Here is a 24552-nt window from a genome sequence, read left to right on the forward strand (position 1 = left end):
GGGGCAGTTAGGCAAAACACGAGCTCCATGTTTGCTTTGTACTGTGATCCCCACCCCCGAGACAGGGGGGCATGTCTGCCAATTTCAACACCCTACAGTATAAAACCTTCAATTACTGGGGAAAAACCTTGTGCTTTTCCAATCAATGGTTGCTGTAGGAGAAGGATTCGAACCTCCACGGGGCAGTTAGGCAAAACACGAGCTCCATGTTTGCTTTGTGCCGTAATCCCCACCCCCGAGACAGGAGGGCTTGTCTGCCAATTTCAACATCCTACAGTGTGAGAAGACCTTTTGTCTTTGTTTGATGTTTCAAAGTTAATAAAACATCTATTATGTTGAAATAATTTCAATGTTGATATTAAATATTTACATTATTTTTAATAATCAAATTATTTTTATGATTATTCAACAATTTAAATTTCGAAAATCAGTGTTTCCTTGGATTATCCTTAACATCAAATCCGTATGAAATACCAAGTCGCTGTATTAAATTGGAAGAATAAGCACAGATTTTTACCCTATCCTACACGATCACTATGAAAAAAGCATGTTTAACCTTGCTTGTAATTCTGTCTTTGCATGGCGCTTGGGCACAGGAGTCCAAACGAAATCCAAGTTTTGAAGAAATCATTTCCCTGCGTGGTGCCGGCTACGTGACTATATCCCCCAATGGTGAACTGGGTGCATTTGTTGTTCAAAAAACCGATTGGACAGACAATCGCTTTGATTCTGAAATCTGGATGGTAAAAAACGGCTCGGAACCCTATCAATTCACCAACAATCCAAAAGGCAGCAGCGTATTTCCTGTCTTTTCTCCTGACAATAAATGGCTGGCGTTCCTCTCCGACCGCGGCAACAAGATGCAGGTTTTTGCCATGCGTGTCAATGGCGGCGAACCCATTGCCCTCACTGATGAAAGTGAAGGAGTGTCTACTTTCGAATGGCATCCCGATGGCAAGCGCATATTATTCCTTAAGCAAGAAAAGGAGCCTAAGGAAAACAAAGAAAAACAAAAACGCTACGGGGCATTTGAAATGGATGACAAGGAATATACCCTACAGCATCTTTGGGAAATCAGCTTGGATCTCGATGGAAAAGAACCTTCCGAGCTTCCTTGCTATGCGGCCACCGATTCGCTGCGCGTAGTGGAAAACTGCATCACCAAACCGAAAGCCCTTCGTTTGACGGAAGGCGCTTTCACCATCAATGACTTCAAGATCTCCCCCGACGGACAAAGGGTTGCTTTTTCCCATCAGCCAGATCCTTTGATCAACTCCTTTGTCAAATCCGACATTTCGATACTTAGCCTAGCGACCAAAGAAGTCACACTTTTGGTCGGCAACCCGAGCTCGGACAGCTTTGAAGACTGGTCGCCGGATTCGAAGAGCATACTGTACACGAGCTTTGTTGATGATACGGTTTCAAACTTTTATCGCAATGCCCAGATTTTCAGCATCCAAATCGACGGACAAAACAATAAACGCCTCGCCGAGAAACTGGACGAAAACCCGGGAATGTTACAGTGGAACCCCCGCGGCATCTATGGTTTGTTTTGGAACAAAACAGCTAGGGACATCTACCGGATCGAACCGAAAGATGGAAGCTTCGCCAAAATACCCGGGATGCCGGAGCAGGTTCAGGCTTTTGCCTTTTCTATGATTGCAGACAAAATGCTGCTCAACGCCCGAAACGGAAATCAACTTGCCGAAATCTGGATCACCCCGATGCAAAAACCCGCCCTGCGCCAGGTCAGCAATTTCACCCAGCAGATTGCGGACTGGAAAGTGGCCGAAAGTGAACTAGTCATGTGGAGAAGCAAGGACGATGCCCTGATCGAGGGTGTTTTACATAAGCCCATGGATTATGATCCGACGAAAAAATACCCCTTGATGGTCGTAATCCACGGCGGACCCACAGGCATCGACACACCCTCGCCCGTGCCAGGATACGTGTACCCGATTGTCCAGTGGCTCAACAAAGGCTGCCTGGTCCTGCGTCCCAACTACCGTGGATCTGCAGGATATGGGGAGGCTTTCCGCTCACTCAACGTCAAAAATCTGGGTGTCGGTGATGCTTGGGACGTAGTCAGCGGCGTGGACTACTTGATTGCAAAAGGAATGGTTGACAGCACAAAAATCGGCGTGATGGGTTGGAGCCAAGGCGGCTACATTTCCGCATTTCTCACGACCAATTCAGATAAATTCAAAGCCGTCTCGGTCGGTGCTGGCATATCCAACTGGATGACATACTATGTCAATACGGACATCCATCCATTTACCCGCCAGTACCTAAAGGCCACTCCTTGGGACGATGAGGATATCTATCGAAAAACCTCACCCATGACTAACATCAAAAATGCCAAAACCCCAACGCTAATCCAACATGGCGAATTTGACAGGCGTGTACCCATACCCAATGCCTATGAGCTGCTTCAAGGACTCAGGGACCAAGGCGTCCCAGCTGAGTTGGTGGTTTACAAAGGATTTGGGCATGGGATCACAAAGCCCAAGGAAAGGCTCGCGGCGACTTGGCACAATTGGGTTTGGTTTGCGAAGTACGTGTGGGGCGAGGAAGTCGAGTTGCCTTTAGGGGATTGAAGATGCAGTCTTTAGCAAAACTCTTCCATAAGTTCCAAAAAGTCAACTACAGTCCTATCGGCGCCATAGGAAATCAATTCTTCGGGAGAATGACTGGTAGTGATCCCGATTACCAAACAGCCAGCTGCCGCTCCAGCCAAGATCCCACCTTTGGAATCCTCAAGGACCCAGCAATCAGAGGCGTGGACTTTAGCCTTTTCGATACTTCGAAGGAAAACCTCTGGATTGGGCTTCCCCTTGCTTACCTCTTCCGCACCTGTGATGGAGGAAAAGAATGATCTGATCCCAAGTCCATCCAAAACAAAATCGATATTCGGTCGGTCACCCATAGTGGCGAGGTGGGCTTGAATACCCAAGGTGTGAATTCGCTCCAAAAACGGAGTCAGGCCAGCAACCTCGTGGATATGCGGTTTGTAGATTTCCCGGTACATTTTTTCCTTTTCCTGGCCGAGGGCATACAGGGCTGTGGAATCCTGGACTGCTGGGAAAAACCTGCGGATCATCTCATCAATGGTCCCGTGGTTTTGGGCGTGGAATTCATCTGGACCTAGGTGTATCCCGTGACTTTCCAAAAACCTGAGCCAAGCCTCTTGGTGAAATGGGATGCTATCCACCAATGTGCCGTCCATGTCAAAGAGAATCGCTTTGGGCAAACGAGAAAATTTCATGGGTTCCAAATTCAGTTTCTAAATATTTCATGGTTGCAAGTCCTGACGAATTCAAAGAGAAAGAAAGCTTTTTAAAACGCCTTCAGACTGATGTCCAAGCTTTTTACTTGATGCGTCAATGCGCCGACAGAAATGTAATCCACCCCACACTCGGCCACTGCACGGAGGTTTTCCTCCGTAATCCCACCAGAGGCTTCGAGTGGATAGCGCCCATTCACAAGTGCGACCGCCTTCCTCATGGTAACCTCATCCATGTTGTCGAGCATAATGATGTCCACACCTCCCACTGCCAGCACTTCCTCGACTTCTTCCAAGGTTCGCGTTTCGATTTCGATCTTTAGGTCCAGGCCCTTTGACTTCAAGAAAGCCCTGGAGGATAAAATCGCTTTTCGGATGCCTCCTGCAAAGTCCACGTGGTTATCCTTGAGCATGACCATGTCATAGAGCGCAAACCGGTGGTTGAGTCCTCCCCCAAGTAGTACGGCCCATTTTTCCATCATTCGGAAATTCGGGGTGGTCTTTCTTGTGTCCATGAGCCTGGCTTTGGTATGGGAAATCAATGCTGTGAGTTGGGCAGTCCTTGTAGCAATACCCGACATCCGCTGCAGGCAGTTGAGTACCAGCCTCTCGGTGGTGAGAATCGAACGTGCCCGACCGCTTACTACCAAACCAATGGTGCCTTCCGAAACCTTCGCCCCATCTTTCTCCAACAGTTGCACCTTCAAATCAGCATCGTATTGTTTAAAAATCATTGATGCCAATTCCAATCCGGCAATGACTCCCGGTTCCTTGATGATCAACCGTGCCCGTCCCTTGGCCTCTGCAGGAACGGAACCCAAGGTGGAGTAATCACCTGGTCCGACGTCCTCAGCCAAGGCTTCGCTGATAAAGGCAGAAATTTTTTCGGGGGATAGATATGGAATGTTTTTCACATGCCAAAAATAGGAAAGATCGCGTATACCAAAAGAACCGCTCGTAAACCTGCGGGCACTTGGCCTCTACCGCAAAATGGATTGCGATAGGGAAAAGACAATCCTACTGACTAATCGCGAAGACGCGTCGTAGAGTAACTGTTCATCTGGAGGATCTCCATGCTGAAAATCCTAAAACCATCATCCTTTGGATTGCCCTTGATCAACACCCTAAACTGTGAATTTTCGGAGAGGTAAGTGCCCACATAATAGAGTGAGGCATTTCCGTTGCCACCTTTGTGCAAAATGCTAAAATCCTTTGGTGGGTTTTTCCTGAAAAAATCCTTGAGGATGAATTCAGCCTGGGTCTTGGAATAATTTCCGTTTTGGCCATTCAAATTGAGCAAAATCGATGGTTCAAAATGCTTCGCCAACTCTTTACTTGATCCCGTTCGAAACGAGGCCAAAACCTGATTGAAAACGGCAGCAGTATCCCTATCTTCCAAAACACGGGAAGGGACAAAAAACAGGCTTGCCAAAAAAACGAGAAGGAGTATTTTATTCATGCGACTGACCAATATCAAATACTGCGCCAACTCTTAGGTGATTCCTGATTCGTATAAGAATTAAATCCATTCTAAACAATATCGTGAGATCAAGTGGACACCCGCCCCTCCCTAATCACTCGAAATGAAAGTGGCTTCCATTTCACTGACCGGGATTTGCCGTTATCTAATCGCGCTTTCGCCATAGTCAAAAAAATATTATCTGTCGAATTTTGTCCCCTTGCCAAAGAATAGGCATTTTTACAGCCCAATTTGTGATTAGAAATTTTTATACATTTAACGATAGCCGACTGACTCATGAACAAAAAGGTAATATTGATGATATTGGACGGATGGGGCTTAGGTACCAATCCGGAAGTTTCCGCCATTGCCAAGGCCAAAACGCCCTTTATCGACAGCCTTTATCAAAAATATCCCCATTCAAAACTGGAGGCATCAGGATTGGCAGTTGGCCTACCTGAGGGGCAAATGGGTAATTCAGAGGTAGGCCATATGAATATCGGTGCCGGCCGTATCGTCTACCAAGACCTTGTCAAAATCAACAAAGCCGTGGAAGAAGGCGACCTCAACACCCATCCTGTATTGGTGGAGGCATTCGACTACGCCAAAAAAGAAAACAAAAAAGTCCATTTCATCGGGCTAGTATCCGATGGTGGCGTGCATGCACACATCAACCATCTCAAAGGACTGTGTGATGCAGCCAAGCACCACGAGTTGAGCCAAGTATTCATCCATGCCTTCACCGATGGCCGCGATACAGATCCGAAAAGTGGGATCAATTACCTGAATGAATTGAAGGAACACCTACAACACTCTGTTGGCAAAGTAGCCTCTGTCGTTGGCCGCTACTATGCGATGGACAGGGACAAAAGATGGGAAAGGGTAAAATTAGCCTATGATGCCATGGTACACGGCGTAGGAGAGATGTCCAAAGATTTCATCGCCTCTATGGTCAAATCCTACGCGAATGACGTTACGGACGAGTTTATCCGCCCGATTATCCAAGTAAACGGAAACGGCAAACCCTTGGCCACCATTGCCGAGGGGGACGTGGTCATTTGCTTCAACTTCAGGACGGACCGGGGCCGGGAAATTACCCAGGTGCTCACCCAGCAGGATTTTGAGGATTTCAACATGAAAAAACTCAACCTACACTACGTTACCTTCTCCAACTATGATGAAACCTTCAAAGGTGTGAAGGTGCTGTTTGAAAAAGACAACCTGAACAACACGCTCGGTGAGGTGATCGCCAGAAACGGAAAGAAGCAAATCCGGATCGCCGAAACAGAAAAGTATCCCCACGTCACATTCTTCTTTTCTGGTGGCCGAGAAAAAGAGTTCGAAGGAGAAAGTAGAATCCTTTGCCCCTCTCCAAAAGTGGCTACCTATGACCTCAAGCCCGAAATGAGTGCATTTGAGATCGCCAGCAAAATCAAGCCCGAACTAAAGAAAAAGAATCCTGACTTCGTCTGTCTCAACTTTGCCAACCCTGACATGGTTGGGCATACCGGTGTTTTTGAAGCTGCCGTCAAGGCTTGTGAAACTGTCGATGAATGTGCCAAGCAGGTCATCACGCAGGCTTTGGAAAGCGGCTATACAACCATCGTCATTGCAGACCACGGCAACTGTGACGTGATGATCAACGAGGACGGTACTCCCAATACGGCCCATACAACCAATCTCGTGCCGTGCATTATGGTAGATGACAAAAATCGCTTGGAAGTAAAAAACGGCAAGCTTGGCGACTTGGCCCCTACAATCCTCACGCTTATGGGGCTTGAAGTTCCCACAGAAATGACCGGCAATGTGCTATTGAACTGATCCAAAGCCACAATGACAACCTAGCATTAAACGTATCCTGGTTTGGCTTCCACATTGAGTTCTCAAAATCACCCTATGAAAAACATACGTATACTGTTTGCTGTCGCTCCTTTGATCATATGGTCTTGCGGCGGAAATGAAAGTAAACAATCGGAGGAAACAATTTACTTCCCTCTCAAAGATTACATTGAGGTCAAATCCCAAGACCTCGACAGCACCTTGGTGGTCAAGGAAATCACCATCAACGGTGAAAAGGAACGGATGGAAAAAATCATGGGTACGGCGGATTGGATCAAGGAACTGGAATTGTTTACACAGGCAGACCTCAATCGGCCTAGCTTGGCAAAAAGTTATGAAACCAAGCGCTCCGAGGAATACCTCATCCACGAACTGAAACCGGGCGAAAAAGCCAAAATCCAGAAAATCGTCGTGCGTTACGAAGATGGGATTATCAAGGAGTTGAGTTTCCACGCAAAATCAGAAAACCCATTTTATAAAAGCGAAACCCGTGGCGCGATCTTCAATCGCAGCACTACCGGCAATTTGGATCACTACGTACTAGACAGCTACCAAAAAGTCGTCTTTATGAAGCCGAATCGAATGGTCATTCGCGCATCAATCAATAATTGATTTGAATTTCCGAAACAGGCACTTCATTCTACTTGAATTCAGACGAAAAAAAATCAAAATCAAGCTTGCCTCTGATTGGCTTTCAAACAAAAACCCCGGAAGTGATTTTCGGGGTTTTTGAATTTTTTAGTGTTGACTCGTACTCCTTATCACACAAACGCGAAGAAAACCAACCATACTAGGAAGAGTATTGGCAAAAGAATCGGCACCGAAAACCGGATCACATATCCGAAAAACGACGGCATCTTGATCCCGCTTTGTTCTGCGATGGATTTCACCATGAAGTTTGGCCCGTTTCCGATATAGGTCATCGCCCCAAAGAACACTGACGCGACAGAGATTGCCATGAGTTCAAAAGCAGAGTCATCATACTTGTCCATCGCGAAATCCCGCACCATTTGGATATTGCTAATCTCAGCACCCTGAGACGCCATTGCCGCGGCTAGGAAATTGAGATAGGTTGGCGCGTTGTCCAAGACCCCTGACAGTGCTCCAGTACCCCAATAAAGAGTGTTGTGTGTGATCAAAGCCGATCCTTCGGGAGATTTGGCAAAGTTTCCCACCAGTTCCAATGCCGGCATCATCGTACCGAAGATTCCGATAAATATAAATGCAACTTCTCGGATCGGCTCAAAATTGAACTCGTTGCCTTTGAGTGCCGCTTTATCCGCAAACCTAAAGCTGAAGAAGGCAACTGAGAACATGATTATTTCACGAATGAAGGAGAACTTCTGTCCATCATAATGTATTGCTGGCACCCAATCCAATACGTTTGGATCCAAGAAAACGGAGAGGATGATGATCAATAGCCAAAAGAAATTCCTTGAGCCTTTCATCTCGAATTTGTTCGTGTAAACGACATCCTCCAAATCATCCTCGTTGACACTTCCGAACTTGCGATCAATGACATAAAAAATGACCGCCAAAGCAACCAGTGCTAACAGCCAAGCTGGAAAATTATGGGTAAATGTCCAAAAGAATGGTACGCCCTTCAAGAAGCCCAAAAACAGAGGCGGATCGCCGATTGGGGTCAATGAGCCACCGATATTGCTTACCATAAATATGAAGAAAATAATATGGTATGCCTGGATATTGCCTTTGTTGAGTCGAATAAACGGACGAATTAGCAGCATCGATGCCCCTGTGGTTCCAATGAGGTTTGACACCAAGGCTCCAATCACGAGTAGCGATACGTTGGCGATTGGCGTCGCCTTTTTATCAATCTCAATCAAAATCCCACCAGAGGCAATAAACAAAGAGGCCAACAACGCGATAAACTGAATATATTCCGCCAATGCATGTACTGGTCCGTGCACATTGTGCAATGCAAAAAGGTAATAGAACACCACCAAAATGGCGAGGCCTACAGCGATTTTGGGATAATTGTGGTGCCAGAAATGTTCGTAAAAAAGCGGACCTGTGGCTATCATCAACAACAAAGCCACAAAGGGAATTACTAGCCAAACCGGTGCAGCGCCGTGGTGACCTTCATGTACATCAGGCGCCTCAGCCGCATGCTGATCGTGGTCATTCTGTTCGATTGTATCTTGCTGTACGGATAGGTCTGTTTGGGAATAGGCAGTAGAGATTCCCAACAAAAGGATAACTCCACAAACCAATACAAAAACAGCGAATAGATTCTTCATTCAGGTCAGTTTAGCAAATTTTTTCAACAATGCTGGTTTGAAAAAAACACCACTCAAAATCAACAATCCAATATACAAAATTGGACTTTATTTCCGCTAAACTACCTATTTTGAATGAAACAGACTATATGAAGACCTAGCGCCAAGAGGAATTAATTTAAATGTCACCCCTCTTGGCTGATGATTGGTAAAATGTTTATACCAACTGTTTCAAGGCGATCTCCAGTGCAGTTTGTGCAATCCTAGTCTTGGTTGGATTCTTTTGGTGGACATTTTTCAGGGCCTTCGAAATTGTCTTGCTCACGTCAGAAAAAATAGCTTGGTCCGTAACCGACGCCTTTTCTGACATCAGATACGCAAACACGCGGGCCATACCGCAATTGGCAATGAAATCCGGCAACACCGAAATTCGATCGTCGACCCACTCGCCAATGGGTCCCAAAAATATCGCTGAATCCGCAAAGGGGACGTTGGCGCCGCAGCTGATTACCTCGAGTCCGGACCGTACCATTCTTTCCACTTGGTTTTGGGTCAATAGCCTTGACGCGGCCGCGGGAATGAATATTTCAGCGGACAAATCCCAAACGCGTTCTTGCATTTCTTCAAATGGAATAAGGTAATCGGACACGAGTGTATTCCCCTCCCGGTTCAAAAACAATTCCCTGATCTCGTCCAGCGTAAATCCATCCTCCTTAATCAACCCTCCAACCCGGTCGATGATCCCTACGATTTTGACCCCCTCTACAGTAAGGAAACACGCTGCTGCTGCACCCACATTTCCCCAGCCTTGGATAATTGCCCTCTTGCCCGCGATTTTTCCTCCCCAAATGTGATAATAATGACGAACAGCCTCAGCGACGCCAAAGCCGGTGATCATATCTGCTACAGTATATTTCTTTGGACCGTTAGGTGTGTAATGTGGATCCTCCAAAACCTTTGAAACTCCTTGTCTCAATTGGCCAATCTTCCTGATCTTTTCTGGCTCGCTGGCATGAAAATGTCCGTTGACGATGCCCTCTTGCGGGTGCCAAAGCCCATAATCTTCTGTGATGGGTATCACTTCATGGATTTCGTCCACATTGAGGTCGCCACCGGTGCCGTAGTAGTTTTTCAATAGCGGCATCACGGCTTTGTACCAACGTTTGAGCACTTCTGGTTTTCTAGGATCCCGTGGGTCAAAATTGATCCCCGACTTCGCTCCACCGATTGCAGGACCGGATACTGTGAACTTCACCTCCATGGTTTTCGCGAGACTTTCTACCTCCCGCTTGTCCAAGCCTTTACGCATCCGAGTGCCTCCACCTGCCGCTCCGCCGCGAAGGGAATTGATCACAACCCAGCCTTCTGCCTCGGACTCGTTGTCACTCCATTCAAAAACAATCTCCGGCTGCTTGTTTTCAAATTTTTTCAATAAATCTTTCATCTCTATTTTGGGTTTATCGCCGGCAAAAATAGAAATATTCTTCGGCTGGAAAACCCCGCTAGGCTTCGTTAAAGATTACTCCACCACAATTGTCCCGGGAAGCACCTGTAACCGAAGCAAGGGTATTTGTTTCGCCCCTCAGCCGCAAAACGCCCAAAAAAGCAAACACAAGCGCCTCTTTGAAATCCACAAGCATGTCACCCGCGGGCACAATGACGAACTCCGGCCCAATTGATTCTTTCAGCTTTTCGATAAAAAACAGGTTTTTGGCACCACCACCGGTGATCAGGACCGATGTCTGCCGGCCTTCCATGGGCTCCAAAACCCGCTGGAGTTGTTGGGCAAAATGCACTACCAACGTATGCAGTATATTGGCAGGCTTATGGGCTTCTGACCATTCGAGTATCTTGAGATAAGCATCCAAATCTTCCCGACCGAGCGATTTCGCTCCTTCTATATTATAATAAGGCAACTTATTCAATTGCTTCAGTACCCTTTTTAGTACCTTTCCTTTTGCCGCCAACTTCCCGTCCTTGTCATAAGGTTTGCCACAGGCCTCTGCAAAGTGATTGAGCAAAAGATTAAAAAAACACACGTCAAAGGCCAGTCTTTTCCCGCCGCGGTCCATACTGATATTGGCAATGCCACCAAGATTGATGCAATAGTCATAGGAACCAAACAACAATTGATCGCCGATCGGGACCAAAGGCGCACCTTGCCCACCCAATTGGACATCGAGCATCCTGAAGTCATTGATGACCGTGAGGCCGCAAGCCTGCCGCAGCGACCATCCGTTACCGATTTGGAGGGAGATTCCGTTTTGGGGTTGGTGGAACACAGTGTGTCCGTGAGAGGCTACCGCTTCGGGTTCCAGTCCATGCCTGCTGACAAATTCTTTGACCTGTTCACCCATCCACCGCCCAAAGTCCACATCGAGCTTGGTCAGTTTCAATCCATTGAGCGTATGGGCTTTTTTCAGTTTCTTGCCCAATTTCTTTGGAAAAGGAACTGTTTCGGCGGTTTGAATGGCATATGCCCAAGTTTCTTTCTTCTCAAATTCACAATAAGCTATATCCAAGCCGTCGCCGGAGGTGCCCGACATCAGCCCAATCATTTTATAGTATATCGTCTGCTCCATGGGTTAAATGATGTTAAAAATTCTTTGCTAAAGTTAATTTTATTTTAATCAAAATCGGTGCGGACCTAATTTCTGTAACTTCGCTGACACAACATATCCGGCTTTTTTAGGAATAATTGTAAGGTGAAAAGACTAATCGTAGATATCGGCAATACCCGGATCAAAACAGCGGTTTTTGAAGATGAGGCATTCGTGGAGGAAAAGTTATTTATTGACATCCACGATATCGCTGAGTTTTCGGAAAGCGTTGATTTCGAAGCCTGTATCATCAGTTCGGTAACCCTTTCGGAGGCTGATTTGAAGGAGAAATTGCCCTTCAATTTCCTATTTCTAAGCCGAGAAACGAAAATCCCATTCAAGAATTTATATGCCACGCCGCATACATTGGGAGTGGACAGAAAGGCCGCCGTCATGGGTGCACGGTGTAAATTCCCCAAAGACGACGTTTTGGCAATCGATTTGGGAAGCTGCATTACCTATGATTTGCTGGATAGGCAAGACCAATATTTGGGTGGAGGAATAAGCCCTGGGCTGCAAATGAGGTTCCGCGCGATGCATCAGCAGACCGCACGCCTGCCTTTGGTCGGGATGCCAGAAAAACAACAGCCGGAGCTGATTGGGGATAGCACAGAATCCTGCATGCAAAGCGGTGTTTATTTTGGGATTCACTATGAAATACAGGGCATGATCGAGGCTTACAGGGCCAAATACCCGGATTTGAAAGTCATAATTTGTGGCGGTGACTCTAAAATCTTTGAAAGCTTGACAAAAGACCACATATTTGTAATCCCCAATTTGGTCCTCTATGGGCTGAATCGAATATTAAGCTACAATGTCCATTACCAATAGGTTGAGATTGCTGGGCACCCTAGGTGCCTTTATCATATTTTCAGAGGCTTTTTCACAATCAAGTGCTTCCACCTATACCTCATTGGGTATCGGTGAATTCAATTATGCGGGTCTTACCCAAAACCAGGCCATGGGAGGCTTGGGCATCAGTTTCGGTACTGGATGGGGTGTCAACTACATGAATCCGGCACTCAGCACCCGCAACACGATTTTCAATTTCCAAGCAGCTTTTAACTACAACAGGCTGGGAGTTTCTTCTACCAGTGGCAGTACAACGGTGGATGGTGGAGGACTTTCCTACGCTGCAATGTCTCTTCCCATCAAATCGGGCAAAAGCTCACTCGGCCTTGGCCTCAATCAGATCACTTCGGTCAACTACAGTATTGTGGTGAATGGGGATGTGACCAATTCTGACTACAATTTCATCAATAGAATCGATGGAGAAGGTGGCGTGTCTGAGGCCTACCTATCGGGTGGTCTTGAGGTGGCAAAAAACCTGAGCATCGGCTTGCACGGCTCCTACCTTTTTGGCTCCACCATAAGGACCAATCAACTCTCACTGATCAATAACGGCGCCCCGACAGGCATAAGCACGGAATACTACCAGCGGTTTACCGTCAGCGACGTATCCTTCAAAACCGGCGTGTATTATTTCTTTAAAGCGGGAAAAAGAAGCAATATCCATCTTGGAGCCATTTATAATGCTTTTGGAAATATTAATGGAAAAGATTTTGCGAAGCTTGCCGAATTTGGTCAAGCTAGCAGGCCCAATACGGATGGGGATATCTTGAGCAATAATGTGAAAGGCTCGGTCTACGTGCCGCAAAATATTGGCTTCGGTATTAGTTACGAGAAAATCAATAAATTTGTACTAGGCCTAGAGGCTCAAAGACAGGATTTTACACAATACCGAACCTTTGAGGGAAATACCAGTTCCCTTAAAGAGAATATCAGGGTGGCTTTTGGCGGACAAATCGTACCGGACTATACCTCAGTGGAAAATATCTTCAAAAGGTCAACTTTCCGTTTTGGAGTATTTTACCAACAGACTCCCTACGTAGTCAACGAAACGAGTATCAATGACATTGGCATCAATTTTGGAGCTTCGGTTCCTGTAAACAGTCTTTCTCTTCTCAATTTTGCATTCAAAGTCGGAAGGAGAGGGACAACGGAGAATGGTCTGCTTCAGGAAGATTTCTTTGGATTCAGCCTTGGATTTTCCTTGAATGATAACACTTGGTTCTATAAACGAGTATTTGATTAACACTAATAACTATGAAACTGAAACACGCACTTGTAGGGCTGATGGCCCTAGCCATGGTAGGCACCGTTCAGGCACAGGAGTTCAACTTCCCTAGCGATCCAGCCTTGGAAGCGAAGGCAAGGGAATACAATGCTGCCTATGTGGATTACATGAAGTCAGAGCAGTTTGTCGAGGCCACCAAGCCTTTGCATTGGCTTTTGGTGAATGTGCCCAAACTCAATGAGTCCATCTATATCAACGGTGTAACCATCTACCATGGTGCGGCAGGAAAAACTACAGACGCTGCTCAAAAAAGGGTCTATCAAGATTCTGTCATGAAAGTGTACGAGTTGAGGAAGGCCAACTACGACAACGAGCCCAAGTGGATCGAGAATAAAGCTTATTATGGATACCAGTATTTCCGCGAAGACAAGACCAAGCTTGCCGAAGCAATTGGATACTATGATCGGGCGTTCGAAGTAAACGGAAGCATCAACCCAGCTTATACTGCTGCTTATTTTGACTTGGTAAGGAGACATTACCTGCTCAACAAGGCTTATACCGCCGAGCAAGTACTTGATATCCACAGCAAAATATCCAAACTTCTGGATGAAGCAGAAGCACAAGGAAAGGACGTAACGACTCCAAAATCAAACGTGGAAGCCCTTTTGGTAGCCATGGAGTTGATCAACTGTGACTTTATCGAGAAAACCTTGGGCCCAAGATTGGCAGCTGACCCAACCAACATGGTGGTGGCACAGCAGATCTTCAAATATTCTGTACAGTACAAATGTCTTCAACTTCCTGCGTTCTTGAGCGCTTTGGAAGTGATCGACAATGCCAATCCAACTTTCGCTACTTCTCAAGTGAGGGCGATGCGCTACATGCAAGCTAGGGAGTATGATAAAGCTCAGCCTGTGTTGGAAAAAGCGCTTACATTAGCTGAAAATGACGCCCAAAAGGCTGAAATACATATGGACCTTGCTAGGGTACATGGACAGGCAGGCAGGAAATCCGCTGCACGTTCGGCAGCGCAAGAAGCCGCAAAATTAGATCCATCAAGGGTATCCGAGGCGTATACTCTGATCGGTCAGCTTTACATGATGTCCTTCAATGACTGCAAAGGTGGTGAAAGCCGCGCCAAAGACTCCTCTGTCTATATCGCTGCTTACAATGCATTCCAAAAGGCAGGAAATTCCGAAGGCATGCGTGACGCACGTGCACGCTTCCCGTCCAAAGAGGAATTGTTTACCGAAGGTAAGATGGCCGGTGAAACCATCAACACAGGATGCTGGATTGGAGAAACAGTCACATTGGCAACCAGGGACTAAGCTTGAATGATTGATTTAATGGAAAGGCAGCCGCTAACGCTGCCTTTCTTTTTTCATAGCAATCCCTACTTTGGTATCTTTGCAGCGCAATGATCAAATCACATTCAAAATTGATCCTGTTAATTCTGTTTTCGCTGACGCTGTTTGGCTGCAGGGAGACCGTGGACGTGAGTCTCTTGGAAAAATACACCGGACCTGTCAGCGTGGCGTATAACATCGACCTCGTGCATAGCGACTCCACGATCGTACGTACGCACCTGAAGGCCAAAAAGCAGATGGAATTCGAAAATGGCAACATCGAGTTTCCCGAGGGCATCGAGATTGAGTTTTTTGACAAAGAAGGAAATACGACGACCACCATGCGGGCGGATCGCGGCTATTTTGATCGGAATGCCAACCTATACAGGGGAGAAGGTGACGTGCGTGTCGAAAACTTTGAAAAAGACCAAAGTCTCGCATCAGAGGAGGTATTTTGGGATCCCAATGCCAAAAAGATCTATACTGAGAAATTCGTAACCGTGCGTGAGAAGGAAACCGTGTTCAACGGCACGGGAATGGAGGCCGATGAGGGTTTCAACGAATACAAAATGTACAAAGTGACCAACAGCCGCACGATACTACCCGGGGAAGGATTGTAGCAAATATGAAACTGACGGATATTCTTTTGCTTTCTTTGTCTGCTGCCCTGGTAATCGTGGGCACACATCAGACTATAGTGGGCGGCATCACCTTTTCCTACCCCATTTTTATGTTGGCGGTAGCTTTGCTATTTTGGTATAAATATCGGAAAAACAACACAGGGCAAGAGACTACCGGCGACATTAAGAAGCCTGCGCTACCCAAAACCAAAAAAAGGAAATAATGGAAAGCCAATACCTTATTTATGTGGTCATTACCTTGATTTTCTCGGCTTTCTTTTCGGGAATGGAAATGGCCTATATCTCCGCCAACCGCCTTCAAATCGAGCTGCAAAACAAACAAGGTCTACTATCAGGAAAAATCCTCTCTCGGATGGTGAAGCAAACCGGGCAGGTTTTGGGCACAACCCTGATTGGCAATACCATCGCCCTTGTCGTCTACGGCATCTTTATGGCAAACCTGCTTGAGCCGTGGATACAGTCTTGGCTGCAATCGTACCTTCCTGGCCTGAACAATCAGGCTTCAGTGATGCTATTGCAGACATTCTTGTCGACTATTTTGGTTCTGGTGACTGCCGAGTTTTTGCCAAAAAGTATTTTCATGCTCAATCCAAACAGCCTGCTGTCGGCTTTCTCGCTGCCTTTTCAAGTGATTTATACGATCATGTACCCGATTGTATGGTTGGTTGTGGGTCTAAGTAGATTCTTTATCACAAAGGTATTGGGATATGATTACAGCGAGGACAAGCCGGTTTTTAAGATCACTGACTTGAACAGTTTTATCCAAAACAATCTGCGGCACAGCGGGAAAGATGTAAAAGTCGATATGGACACGCGGATATTTGATAATGCGGTCGAGTTTAAGACCATCCGAGTCCGTGAATGCATGGTGCCAAGGACAGATATTGTAGCAGTGGAAATCGATGATACGATGGACGACCTCAAGCAGGTATTTGCAGAAAGTGGCCATACCAAGATCATCGTTTTCAGCGAAAGCATCGATAATGTAGTCGGCTATTGCCACCAACTTGAACTATTCAAAAAGCCAAAAAAGATCGCTGACATTCTCACACCCATTATCATTGTACCCGAATCGGCATTAGCCAATGAGCTCTTGATACAATTTATCAAAGAAAGAAAGAGCTTGGCTTTGGTGGTGGACGAGTTTGGCGGTACATCGGGCATCGTCAGTATGGAAGATATCATTGAGGAAATATTCGGCGAAATCCAGGATGAATATGACAGCGACGACCTGATCGAGCAGAAGATTTCGGACCACGAGTATCTCTTGAGCGCCCGACATGAGATCGATTATTTGAACGAAAAATACGGCTGGTCTCTTCCTTATGGCGATTTTGAGACCCTCTCTGGTTTCATACTTTCCCTCACGGAAGACATCCCCCAAAAAGGAGAATCCATCACCTATGGTTCCTACACTTTTACTGTCATCTCAAAACTCGAGCACCGGATTGAGACACTCAGGCTCAAAATCCACGGTGACGGTGAACCCATTAAGTAATTTATTGACAGCGGTTTTATTTTGAATTTACGGGGAGATTGAATTATTTTGCGGCACTTTAAAAAAAAGGCGAATGGCTTTAATTAAAAAAATCAGACAGAGAACAGGTCTTGCAATCGGTGTAATCGCAGTTGGCTTGATATTCTTCCTCGTAGGAGGGGATATTTTGAGTCCAAACTCGACCCTTTTGGGGAACAGCAGGAATTACGTAGGGGAGATTGCAGGTGAAGATGTGTCCTATGAAGAATACATCCAAAAGATCGAACAGATCAAGCTTTCCTTTCAACAAAGTACCGGAAGAACTCCTTCCGAAGCAGATATGTATAGCATCCGCGAGCAAGCCTGGCAGGCCTTGATCGTGGACAAAGTTTTTGCAAAACAGTATGAAGCACTTGGACTAACTGTATCCGACCCTGAATTGGTAGATATGGTGCAAGGAAAAAACATCGTCGCCGAGCTTCGTCAGCAACTCACCAACCCACAAACTGGCGAGTTTGACAGGGCGCAGTTGATCAGCTTCTTACAGTCATTGGAGACAGCCAGCCCCGAACAAGTTGCGTTTTGGGAACAGCAGGAAAAAACCTTTGCCAATGCCAGGTTGAGGATCAAATATGACAACTTGCTATCAACTTCTGAATATTCCACTTCCAAAGAAGGCAAGCTCGAGCACAAAATGGCCAATAGCGTAGCGGATGTGGACCATTTGTTCATTCCATTCTACGCCATCTCCGACACGGCGGTGAAGGTTTCAGACGATGAGTTGAAAGCCTACATTACCAAGAACAAGGACAAGTTCAAAGTCAAAAACGCGGCCGACCTCGAATACATTTCCTTCGATCTGCTTCCAAGCGGCGAAGACTCTGCTGCGGTGATCGCTGAAATCACCAAATTGACTGAGGAGCTTCGCAACACGGCTTCTGATTCTGCCTTTGCGATCAGAAACTCACAGGGTAATGGTCCATTTATGACCTATGGCCCAGGTGAAGACCTTCCTGCTACCTTGACCAGCAATGTCGACAACATCGTGGTCGGCGAAACCTACGGTCCTTTCTTGACCAACCGCTCTACCTATATCAGCCACAAGGTTACTTCCAAATTTGACGGGACCCCACGGATGAGAGCGGCACACATCCTCTTCAGCGCACAGGGTTTGAGCGACGATGCCAAAGCGGAAGTAAGGCAAAATGCCGAGAAGGTGCTGAAAGAAATTCAAGATGGGTTGAACTTTGCGACTGCGGCGGCCCAATACGGACAAGATGGTACAGCCCAAAGAGGCGGAGATTTGGGATGGTTTGCGAAAGCTGATTTCGTAGAACCATTCGCCGAAGCAGCATTCGCAGCCAAATCCACCGGATTGATCAATAGGCTGGTAGAAACAGAGTATGGTTACCACATCATCAGCATCACCGAATTGCCTAAAACCACTTCCTACAAGATCGCTACCATCGAGTTGGAGTTGGGTCCGAGTGATGCCACCCGCAACGACGTGTTCAGAAGAGCCGATTCCTTTGCAGCAAATACAGGAAATGCTGGTGAGTTTACAGCAAACGCAGAAAAAGATGGCTTGCGTATCATCCAAGCAAACAATGTAGACGCTTTTGCCAGAAACCTCAACAACCTCCAAAATGCGCGGGAAGTGATCCGTTGGGCATTCAATGATGCCTCTGAAGGCTCAGTGTCACCTGTATTTGAATTGGACAATGCCTACATCGTTGCTACGCTGAAGACGCGCTACGAAGAAGGTACGGCAACTTTGGACCAAGTGCGTGCACAGGTTTTGGTACAAGTCCGAAACGATAAGAAAGCAGAAATAATTAAGGAAAAAATCAACGGCAAGGCTTCTTTGGAAGAGATGCAGGCTGTGTTTCCAAATGAATCCTCTTTGGACAAAAGCCCTGACTTGAGACTGAATGCCTCCGTATTGCCGGGCGTTGGATTTGCTCCAAGAGCAATCGGTGCAGCCTTTGGCTTGAAAAACCCAGGCGATATCAGCAAGCCAATCCATGAGGACGTTGGAATTATCGTTATCAAACTCAACACCCTGACTCCTGCAGGCGAAATAGCAGACTATAGCAGCTATCAAAGACAATTGACCCTGAACACATCACAACGGACCGCCTACATGATCATGATGGCTTTGGAGGAATTGGCCGATGTAAAAGACTACAGGTACAAATTCTTCTAAAATCCGGAAAACACTGAATAAGCAAGAACCCGTGGAGCATTCCTCGGGTTTTTTTCTTTCTTCAATTCCCAGTAAATTCAGGAAAAGAGAGCCAAAGACGTTGCTCGGGATTTATTTTTCTTTCAAGGTTGTTAACCCTTAAATTTGCAGACTATGAAAGATACCTTCAACAGAACAGCCTTTAAGGAAAAACTGGAAGCTCAAACTTCTTTTCCCACCCTCTATATGTTCAAGTTCATCGTACCTAGTGGAAAAGAAAACGAGATTGGTGCGATTTTGCCCAACAACAAAATGACCCTCAAAACTTCATCCAACGGAACCTACGTGTCGGCGACAATCAGGGCCATGATGCCAAGTAGTGATGCGATTTTGGCAGTGTATGACAAAGCCGCCGAGGTAGAAGGTGTCATTTCACTCTAACAAAACCAACTTGAACCATGTGGACGGAGGAAAACAATAGGCTCAAAAAGACCTTTCGCTTCAAGGATTTCCAAGAGGCATTTGCCTTTATGACAAGAGTCGCATTCTTGGCTGAAAAACACGACCACCATCCCAATTGGAGCAACGTGTACAATACCGTCACGATAGAACTCACCACCCATGACGCAGGAAACGTTGTGACCGAAAAGGACCACAAATTGGCGGCAGCCATTGATGCTATTTGAAATGAGTGAGGAAAAAAACGTAAGCCTTTACCTCGTTCCGACGCCGATAGGCAATCTGAAGGACATCACCTTGCGAGCGATTGAGACGCTCAAGTCCGTCGACGTGATACTTGCGGAAGACACCCGGACCAGCGGAATGCTACTCAAGCACCTTGAAATCAATAAGCCGCTGCAATCCTACCATATCTTCAACGAGCACAAGACAGTGGAAAAACTTGTCGACAGGATGAAGAAGGGCGAGGTAATTGCCTTGGTCAGTGATGCAGGTACGCCGGGCATATCCGACCCCGGCTTCCTGCTCGTGAGAGCGGCCAAGGAAGCTGGATTGGAAGTCAATTGCCTCCCAGGTCCAACCGCCTTTGTCCCTGCCTTGGTCAACTCGGGACTGCCAAATGACCGATTCACATTCGAAGGATTCTTGCCCCACAAGAAAGGCAGAAAAACACGCTTGGAGGAACTGTCCACCGAATCGCGCACGATGGTTTTTTATGAATCGCCCCACAGACTGATGAAAACCTTGGAGCAGTTTGCGGAAGTATTTGGCCCCAGCAGGATGGCGAGCGTTTCGCGTGAACTGAGCAAAATGTTTGAAGAAAACGTCCGGGGCACACTCGACGAATTGGTGGAATACTATCAACATCACCCCATCAAGGGCGAAATCGTACTTGTAGTCGAGGGAAGAGGAAAAACCGGCCGTAGTCGGGAGGAAGAGGACTGATTAAAATCGCCTCGGGATTATAAAAAGACTTTTTCCCAGCTTCGGACTAATCAAACAATTCCTCTGAACCGGTCCGGAATCTTGACTACCCATTTTAATTTCGCCATCGTAGGCTTGTTCCAGGCATACACCGGCCGCAGGAAGGTCTGCATTCTCCTGGCGATTGCCAGCCATTTTTCTTCAGTCTTTGGTTTCGATTGAGTGACGATATCGATCGTTTTAGCGCGCTTTTTTATATGCCCGGCACGTCCCGTCGCCATCCGGTCTTTGTCGAGGAATCTGTCTTGAATCATCTTGTAATCCACCGAACCAAAATGAAAAAGGTAGAGATTTGGATCAATTTTGAAATTGCGGCCTTTTACCCGATGGAACCCAGAACCCCAATTGACTGGCTGCGAAATGACGGAGGGCTTTGTGTAGCGGGAGGACAGGTAGGCATAGGACCGCTGAGTCAAAAATGGAGCACTCTTGTCGAGCGTCTTCTCCAAATCAAGGTGCTGTCCCACATCCATCCCAAGCCCGGATACAGAGGGATTGATTTCGATTTCGCTGAGGTATTCCCGAAGGCTTTTACCGAGTTTGGGGTCCACGACAAGGAATTCATCCGCATCCACACCAATGATGATATCATACTGCTCCAAAAGTGATTTCGCAACGGTTGACAAAAAGCCCAATCGGCGTTTTTCGGCCGAAATGACATGTTCGACCACCCGCTTTTCGTGGATGACATTGGATTTTCCCGCATTATTCGGAATAGGTTGATCCTCTCCGTCCAGGTAGATAAAGATATTCTCCTCGCCCAATTCCCGGCCATAATAGCCAATCCAACGCGTGAGAAAGAAATCATCATTGCGCGCCATGGTGATGGCTGCGATTTTTTTCAAGGGTTTTGTCGAAGTCGAATCCTGCATGGCCCGCATCATTGTTTGGATCGTCAAAGGTACCGCTTAAAGTCTCCAAAATAAAATGCAAACTCCAGTGGGCATGGAGAAACTAAAATGTCATGCAGGATAATGAAAGGAGAAAGCCTAAAAGCCGAAACTTAAAAGTTCAAAAATCTCCACTTTATCTATCCCTCCATTTGATGCGAAATTTGCAGAAAAAAAATTTCAGAACATTGTTTGGTTAGAAGTTCAGGAAATGTTCTTTTCTCTTCAAAAAGTGACTGATTCTCGGATTTTTGAGGAATTCTTCCCTTCAACTATGGCTAGTTCAAAATAATATTTCTATTTTTTCCTATCAATCAATTGCTTGCACCCTCCAAGCCTTACACATATACAAAAAGTTGCTAAATTGTATCTTTATCAGACCTTTAAGATAAGCCCGTTGTATGGTAAAAGTATTGTTTGTTTGCCTAGGAAATATTTGTCGTTCTCCATTGGCTGAGGCGATTTTTAACCACAAGGTTCATTCCCAAGGCCTGCATGGAAAATTCACCTGTGACAGCTGCGGCACGTCCGATTACCATATCGGTGAACTTCCTGACGAACGTACCATTGCCTGTGCAGGACGCAACAATATCCCGATCAATCACCGCGCCCGTCAAATCAATCGGGTGGACATTCGGGAGTTCCACTACATCATTGCGATGGATCATTCCAACAAGCGCAACATCAATACACTCGTAAACCGATTTGGCAAAGGAAATCAACGCGTGTACCTCATGCGGGAGTTCCACCCAAACCCCGATCAATTGGAAGTCCCCGATCCCTACTACGGAGGTGACGATAGTTTCGACGATGTTTTCCGAATATTGGATGAATCCATCGACCACTTCATGGAGCACCTCAAAAGCGAGCATAATATCTATGTTTGAGCAACAGGATTTGATCGACAAAATCCTTTCAAAATGCCTAGGAGATGTTTCGGGTGGTGTAAACCTCAGACTGATTGCGGCTGGGAATATCAATCAAGGCATATTTGTGGGCACCTCGTCGGGGAGATTTTTTCTTAAAACAAATTTTGAGCCATCCGCTGATATTTTCCTCAGAGAGGCGGAGGGACTACGGCTGTTAAAATCCAATACCTCTCTCACCGTTCCGGAAGTAATCGCTTTTGGCAGGGAGCAGGATCAAAACTTCCTGCTGATGGAATGGGTTGAGTCTGGTCGCAATGCGGATTTGTATTGGGAAAACCTGGGCGAGGGCTTGGCCGAGTTGCACATGGCTACCCAAAAACAGTTTGGGCTACAGGAAGACAATTACATCGCTTCATTGCCACAGATCAATTCAATTCAAGAGGATTGGCGCGGTTTTTTTATTTCCAACAGATTGGAACCGCTCGTCGGAAAGGCCTTTTACAAGGGCATGATTGATGCGCCTTTCTTAAGAAAATTTCAGTCGATCTACCCAAAGTTGCAGGGAATTTTCCCAAAAGAAAAACCAGCTTTGATTCACGGCGACCTATGGTCGGGTAATGTGATGACAGATGCAAAGGGCAACCCTGCGCTGATAGACCCGGCTGTGTATTTCGGCCACCGTGAAATGGACATCGCATTCAGCAAGCTTTTTGGGGGATTCTCCGAGCGATTCTACAATCGCTACGATGAGGTGTTTCCCCTCGAACCGGGATTTGAAGAAAGGGAAGCGGTCTATAACCTGTATCCACTTTTGGTTCACCTGCTATTGTTTGGAACAAGCTACCTGCCTCCGATCGAAAAGACCGTCAAATACCTAGTTGGCTGAAGGTTTTACCACGATCTGAAAAGTAGTCCTGGTAATTTGCTCCAGCAAGACCTCCTTTCCAGCCACCAATTCTGCCATGATTTCGGGTTGATGGTTTTTGACTGTGATCAATTGCAAGCCTTCATTGTACCTGATTTCAAAGTCCTTGGTCAGTGCCGCGATAAGTTTTTCCAATTTGAAAAGCTCCTTGTCGATAACGATCGAAATGCTGATCGCAGAAGTCTGAAGTAGGTTGACACGCAGTTTGAGCCGCTCCAATTCAGAATACACTTGATGGATGTGGGCTTCATTGATGAAAGTAAAATCAGTGACTTTGAAGCTGACGAGGATTTGGGAATCCTTGACGACGATACAGGGAACGGTATTGGCCCTATCCACTTGGTGTATCTTGGTTCCACTTCCCTCAGGATGGATAAATGACTTCACAAACAGCGGAATGCCCATGTTGGCGAGCGGCTTGATGGTCTTGGGATGGATGACCGACGCACCATAATATGTAAGTTCGGCAGCCTCGCGGTAATCCAGTTCGTCAAACTTGACGGTGTTTGGAAATCGCTTGGGATCAGCGTTCAATACCCCGTCTACGTCCTTCCAGATCGTCACGGAAGCCGCTTTCAGACCGGAAGCCAATATCGCCGCCGTGAAGTCTGAGCCTTCGCGACCCAAGGTAGTGGTCTTTCCGCCAGGTTCACTTCCGATAAATCCCTGTGTCACGATTGGGTATTGTTCCAAGATCGGCCTGAGTATCTTTTGGCAAAGTTGGGCAGTCTTTTCCCAATGGATCTTCGCAAATCGATAGTCTTCATTGGTCATGACCACTTCCCTGGCATCCTGCCAAACGCAAAAAATCCCCGACTCGCAAAGGTATTCCTGCACGATCCGGGAGGATATGAGTTCTCCAAACGATACCACCTGATCATAATACTCGTCGTAGTTTTCCTTGCTGAGCTTCTTATGTAGGAATCGCTCGAGCTGTGAGAAGTAATTCTCGACGACCGAAAAAACCCTGTGCTCCTTGTCAAAAAGCCCGGCACATATCCCCAAGTGATAGTTCTTCAACGTTGTACTTTTCAAAGAAAAATCCGCTCCTGCTAGTTTCAGCCCGAGGATTTCTTCCAAGGCATTTGTCGTTTTCCCCATGGCTGACACGACGATGACGGTTGGATTTCGCAATCGATTGTGCAAAATGTTGCGAAGGTTTTGAATGGATGCAGCATCTTTTACAGAGGCACCTCCAAATTTGAAAACAAAAATTTTTGACATCCGAAATTATTTGTAATTTTCCCTATATAAACCCAAATATTGTATTTTTCCAATTTT

The 24552-nt window shown here is 46.4% G+C and carries 23 protein-coding genes; 15 read left to right on the forward strand and 8 right to left on the reverse strand.

The window, feature by feature from the left end:
• Window positions 1–536 precede the first annotated feature (536 nt).
• Window positions 537–2597 carry a S9 family peptidase gene (locus tag C943_RS11850; RefSeq protein WP_040480457.1) on the forward strand — a complete coding sequence of 687 codons (2061 nt, stop codon included), beginning with the start codon at window positions 537–539 and terminating at the stop codon, window positions 2595–2597.
• An 11-nt stretch (window positions 2598–2608) separates the two neighbouring features.
• On the opposite strand, the gene C943_RS11855 is transcribed toward C943_RS11850, so the two are convergent.
• From C943_RS11855 to C943_RS11865, 3 genes are all read right to left on the reverse strand, one after another.
• Window positions 2609–3265 (reverse strand): HAD family hydrolase, encoded by a 657-nt coding sequence (locus C943_RS11855; RefSeq protein ID WP_040480460.1) that lies wholly within the window; start codon window positions 3263–3265, stop codon window positions 2609–2611.
• A gap of 71 nt (window positions 3266–3336) precedes the next feature.
• The gene (nadC, locus tag C943_RS11860; protein ID WP_008627964.1) at window positions 3337–4197 is read right to left on the reverse strand and encodes a carboxylating nicotinate-nucleotide diphosphorylase; all 861 of its coding nucleotides are present in this window, start codon (window positions 4195–4197) and stop codon (window positions 3337–3339) included.
• A 110-nt stretch (window positions 4198–4307) separates the two neighbouring features.
• Complete coding sequence (locus C943_RS11865; RefSeq protein ID WP_040480463.1) at window positions 4308–4742, reverse strand: DUF4783 domain-containing protein; 435 nt, start codon at window positions 4740–4742, stop codon at window positions 4308–4310.
• Window positions 4743–5039: 297 nt separating this feature from the next.
• On the opposite strand from C943_RS11865, the gene gpmI reads away from it, so the two are divergent.
• Both gpmI and C943_RS11880 read left to right on the forward strand, forming a co-directional pair.
• Window positions 5040–6563, forward strand: coding sequence for a 2,3-bisphosphoglycerate-independent phosphoglycerate mutase (gene gpmI / locus C943_RS11875; protein WP_040480469.1), 1524 nt, complete (start codon window positions 5040–5042; stop codon window positions 6561–6563).
• 75 nt (window positions 6564–6638) lie between these two features.
• Window positions 6639–7193, forward strand: a complete 555-nt coding sequence (locus tag C943_RS11880) for a hypothetical protein (RefSeq protein ID WP_008627967.1) — start codon at window positions 6639–6641, stop codon at window positions 7191–7193.
• A gap of 149 nt (window positions 7194–7342) precedes the next feature.
• Here C943_RS11880 and C943_RS11885 read toward each other — a convergent pair whose 3' ends face one another.
• The 3 genes from C943_RS11885 to C943_RS11895 all read right to left on the reverse strand — a co-directional run bounded on the left by C943_RS11885 (window position 7343) and on the right by C943_RS11895 (window position 11400).
• Window positions 7343–8839 (reverse strand): sodium:proton antiporter, encoded by a 1497-nt coding sequence (locus C943_RS11885; protein WP_008627969.1) that lies wholly within the window; start codon window positions 8837–8839, stop codon window positions 7343–7345.
• Between the two features lie 196 nt (window positions 8840–9035).
• Window positions 9036–10262, reverse strand: a complete 1227-nt coding sequence (locus tag C943_RS11890) for a Glu/Leu/Phe/Val dehydrogenase dimerization domain-containing protein (protein WP_008627970.1) — start codon at window positions 10260–10262, stop codon at window positions 9036–9038.
• Between the two features lie 58 nt (window positions 10263–10320).
• Window positions 10321–11400, reverse strand: a complete 1080-nt coding sequence (locus C943_RS11895; RefSeq protein ID WP_040480473.1) for an anhydro-N-acetylmuramic acid kinase — start codon at window positions 11398–11400, stop codon at window positions 10321–10323.
• Between the two features lie 123 nt (window positions 11401–11523).
• On the opposite strand from C943_RS11895, the gene C943_RS11900 reads away from it, so the two are divergent.
• The 10 genes from C943_RS11900 (at window position 11524) to rsmI (ending at window position 20548) form a co-directional block, all read left to right on the forward strand.
• Entirely contained in the window at window positions 11524–12249 is a 726-nt protein-coding gene (locus C943_RS11900; RefSeq protein ID WP_008627973.1) for a type III pantothenate kinase, read from the forward strand.
• A complete protein-coding gene (gene bamG / locus C943_RS11905) occupies window positions 12233–13513 on the forward strand; it encodes a BamG family beta-barrel-assembly machinery protein (protein WP_008627975.1) in 1281 nt (426 codons plus the stop codon). The genes C943_RS11900 and bamG overlap by 17 nt, the downstream gene beginning before the upstream one ends.
• A gap of 11 nt (window positions 13514–13524) precedes the next feature.
• Window positions 13525–14823, forward strand: a complete 1299-nt coding sequence (locus C943_RS11910) for a tetratricopeptide repeat protein (protein WP_008627977.1) — start codon at window positions 13525–13527, stop codon at window positions 14821–14823.
• A 110-nt stretch (window positions 14824–14933) separates the two neighbouring features.
• On the forward strand, window positions 14934–15461 hold the full coding sequence (gene lptC / locus C943_RS11915) for an LPS export ABC transporter periplasmic protein LptC (RefSeq protein WP_008627979.1): 528 nt from the start codon (window positions 14934–14936) through the stop codon (window positions 15459–15461).
• A gap of 5 nt (window positions 15462–15466) precedes the next feature.
• Complete coding sequence (locus tag C943_RS11920) at window positions 15467–15685, forward strand: hypothetical protein (protein WP_008627981.1); 219 nt, start codon at window positions 15467–15469, stop codon at window positions 15683–15685.
• Window positions 15685–16980: a hemolysin family protein gene (locus tag C943_RS11925; RefSeq protein ID WP_008627982.1), complete on the forward strand. Its 1296-nt coding sequence runs from the start codon at window positions 15685–15687 to the stop codon at window positions 16978–16980. The genes C943_RS11920 and C943_RS11925 overlap by 1 nt, the downstream gene beginning before the upstream one ends.
• A gap of 73 nt (window positions 16981–17053) precedes the next feature.
• Window positions 17054–19165, forward strand: a complete 2112-nt coding sequence (locus C943_RS11930; RefSeq protein ID WP_008627983.1) for a peptidylprolyl isomerase — start codon at window positions 17054–17056, stop codon at window positions 19163–19165.
• 153 nt (window positions 19166–19318) lie between these two features.
• A complete protein-coding gene (locus tag C943_RS11935) occupies window positions 19319–19585 on the forward strand; it encodes a DUF493 family protein (RefSeq protein ID WP_008627987.1) in 267 nt (88 codons plus the stop codon).
• Between the two features lie 17 nt (window positions 19586–19602).
• Entirely contained in the window at window positions 19603–19830 is a 228-nt protein-coding gene (locus C943_RS11940; protein WP_008627994.1) for a 4a-hydroxytetrahydrobiopterin dehydratase, read from the forward strand.
• On the forward strand, window positions 19820–20548 hold the full coding sequence (gene rsmI / locus C943_RS11945; protein WP_008627996.1) for a 16S rRNA (cytidine(1402)-2'-O)-methyltransferase: 729 nt from the start codon (window positions 19820–19822) through the stop codon (window positions 20546–20548). Before C943_RS11940 ends, rsmI begins: the two co-directional genes overlap by 11 nt.
• Before the next feature lie 50 nt (window positions 20549–20598).
• On the opposite strand, the gene C943_RS11950 is transcribed toward rsmI, so the two are convergent.
• Window positions 20599–21432 (reverse strand): glycosyltransferase family 2 protein, encoded by an 834-nt coding sequence (locus C943_RS11950; RefSeq protein WP_234860464.1) that lies wholly within the window; start codon window positions 21430–21432, stop codon window positions 20599–20601.
• 446 nt (window positions 21433–21878) lie between these two features.
• Between C943_RS11950 and C943_RS21750 the strand changes: the two genes are divergently transcribed.
• Window positions 21879–22364 carry a low molecular weight protein-tyrosine-phosphatase gene (locus C943_RS21750; protein WP_008628000.1) on the forward strand — a complete coding sequence of 162 codons (486 nt, stop codon included), beginning with the start codon at window positions 21879–21881 and terminating at the stop codon, window positions 22362–22364.
• Entirely contained in the window at window positions 22357–23232 is an 876-nt protein-coding gene (locus tag C943_RS11960) for a fructosamine kinase family protein (RefSeq protein WP_008628001.1), read from the forward strand. The genes C943_RS21750 and C943_RS11960 overlap by 8 nt, the downstream gene beginning before the upstream one ends.
• On the opposite strand, the gene C943_RS11965 is transcribed toward C943_RS11960, so the two are convergent.
• Complete coding sequence (locus tag C943_RS11965; protein ID WP_008628002.1) at window positions 23221–24495, reverse strand: aspartate kinase; 1275 nt, start codon at window positions 24493–24495, stop codon at window positions 23221–23223. The two genes, C943_RS11960 and C943_RS11965, sit on opposite strands and share 12 nt — an antisense overlap.
• Window positions 24496–24552 lie beyond the last annotated feature (57 nt).

Origin of the sequence: Mariniradius saccharolyticus AK6, assembly GCF_000330725.2 — a bacterium.
GTDB lineage: Bacteria > Bacteroidota > Bacteroidia > Cytophagales > Cyclobacteriaceae > Mariniradius > Mariniradius saccharolyticus.

Bases quoted from the DNA above. Each gene is read 5' to 3' on its own strand.
- C943_RS11850 (WP_040480457.1), top strand. From the start codon at position 537: ATGAAAAAAGCATGTTTAACCTTGCTTGTAATTCTGTCTTTGCATGGC.
- C943_RS11855 (WP_040480460.1), bottom strand. From the start codon at position 3,265: ATGAAATTTTCTCGTTTGCCCAAAGCGATTCTCTTTGACATGGACGGC.
- C943_RS11865 (WP_040480463.1), bottom strand. From the start codon at position 4,742: ATGAATAAAATACTCCTTCTCGTTTTTTTGGCAAGCCTGTTTTTTGTC.
- gpmI (WP_040480469.1), top strand. From the start codon at position 5,040: ATGAACAAAAAGGTAATATTGATGATATTGGACGGATGGGGCTTAGGT.
- C943_RS11880 (WP_008627967.1), top strand. From the start codon at position 6,639: ATGAAAAACATACGTATACTGTTTGCTGTCGCTCCTTTGATCATATGG.
- C943_RS11885 (WP_008627969.1), bottom strand. From the start codon at position 8,839: ATGAAGAATCTATTCGCTGTTTTTGTATTGGTTTGTGGAGTTATCCTT.
- C943_RS11890 (WP_008627970.1), bottom strand. From the start codon at position 10,262: ATGAAAGATTTATTGAAAAAATTTGAAAACAAGCAGCCGGAGATTGTT.
- C943_RS11895 (WP_040480473.1), bottom strand. From the start codon at position 11,400: ATGGAGCAGACGATATACTATAAAATGATTGGGCTGATGTCGGGCACC.
- bamG (WP_008627975.1), top strand. From the start codon at position 12,233: ATGTCCATTACCAATAGGTTGAGATTGCTGGGCACCCTAGGTGCCTTT.
- C943_RS11910 (WP_008627977.1), top strand. From the start codon at position 13,525: ATGAAACTGAAACACGCACTTGTAGGGCTGATGGCCCTAGCCATGGTA.
- C943_RS11920 (WP_008627981.1), top strand. From the start codon at position 15,467: ATGAAACTGACGGATATTCTTTTGCTTTCTTTGTCTGCTGCCCTGGTA.
- C943_RS11925 (WP_008627982.1), top strand. From the start codon at position 15,685: ATGGAAAGCCAATACCTTATTTATGTGGTCATTACCTTGATTTTCTCG.
- C943_RS11930 (WP_008627983.1), top strand. From the start codon at position 17,054: ATGGCTTTAATTAAAAAAATCAGACAGAGAACAGGTCTTGCAATCGGT.
- C943_RS11935 (WP_008627987.1), top strand. From the start codon at position 19,319: ATGAAAGATACCTTCAACAGAACAGCCTTTAAGGAAAAACTGGAAGCT.
- C943_RS11940 (WP_008627994.1), top strand. From the start codon at position 19,603: ATGTGGACGGAGGAAAACAATAGGCTCAAAAAGACCTTTCGCTTCAAG.
- rsmI (WP_008627996.1), top strand. From the start codon at position 19,820: ATGCTATTTGAAATGAGTGAGGAAAAAAACGTAAGCCTTTACCTCGTT.
- C943_RS21750 (WP_008628000.1), top strand. From the start codon at position 21,879: ATGGTAAAAGTATTGTTTGTTTGCCTAGGAAATATTTGTCGTTCTCCA.
- C943_RS11960 (WP_008628001.1), top strand. From the start codon at position 22,357: ATGTTTGAGCAACAGGATTTGATCGACAAAATCCTTTCAAAATGCCTA.
- C943_RS11965 (WP_008628002.1), bottom strand. From the start codon at position 24,495: ATGTCAAAAATTTTTGTTTTCAAATTTGGAGGTGCCTCTGTAAAAGAT.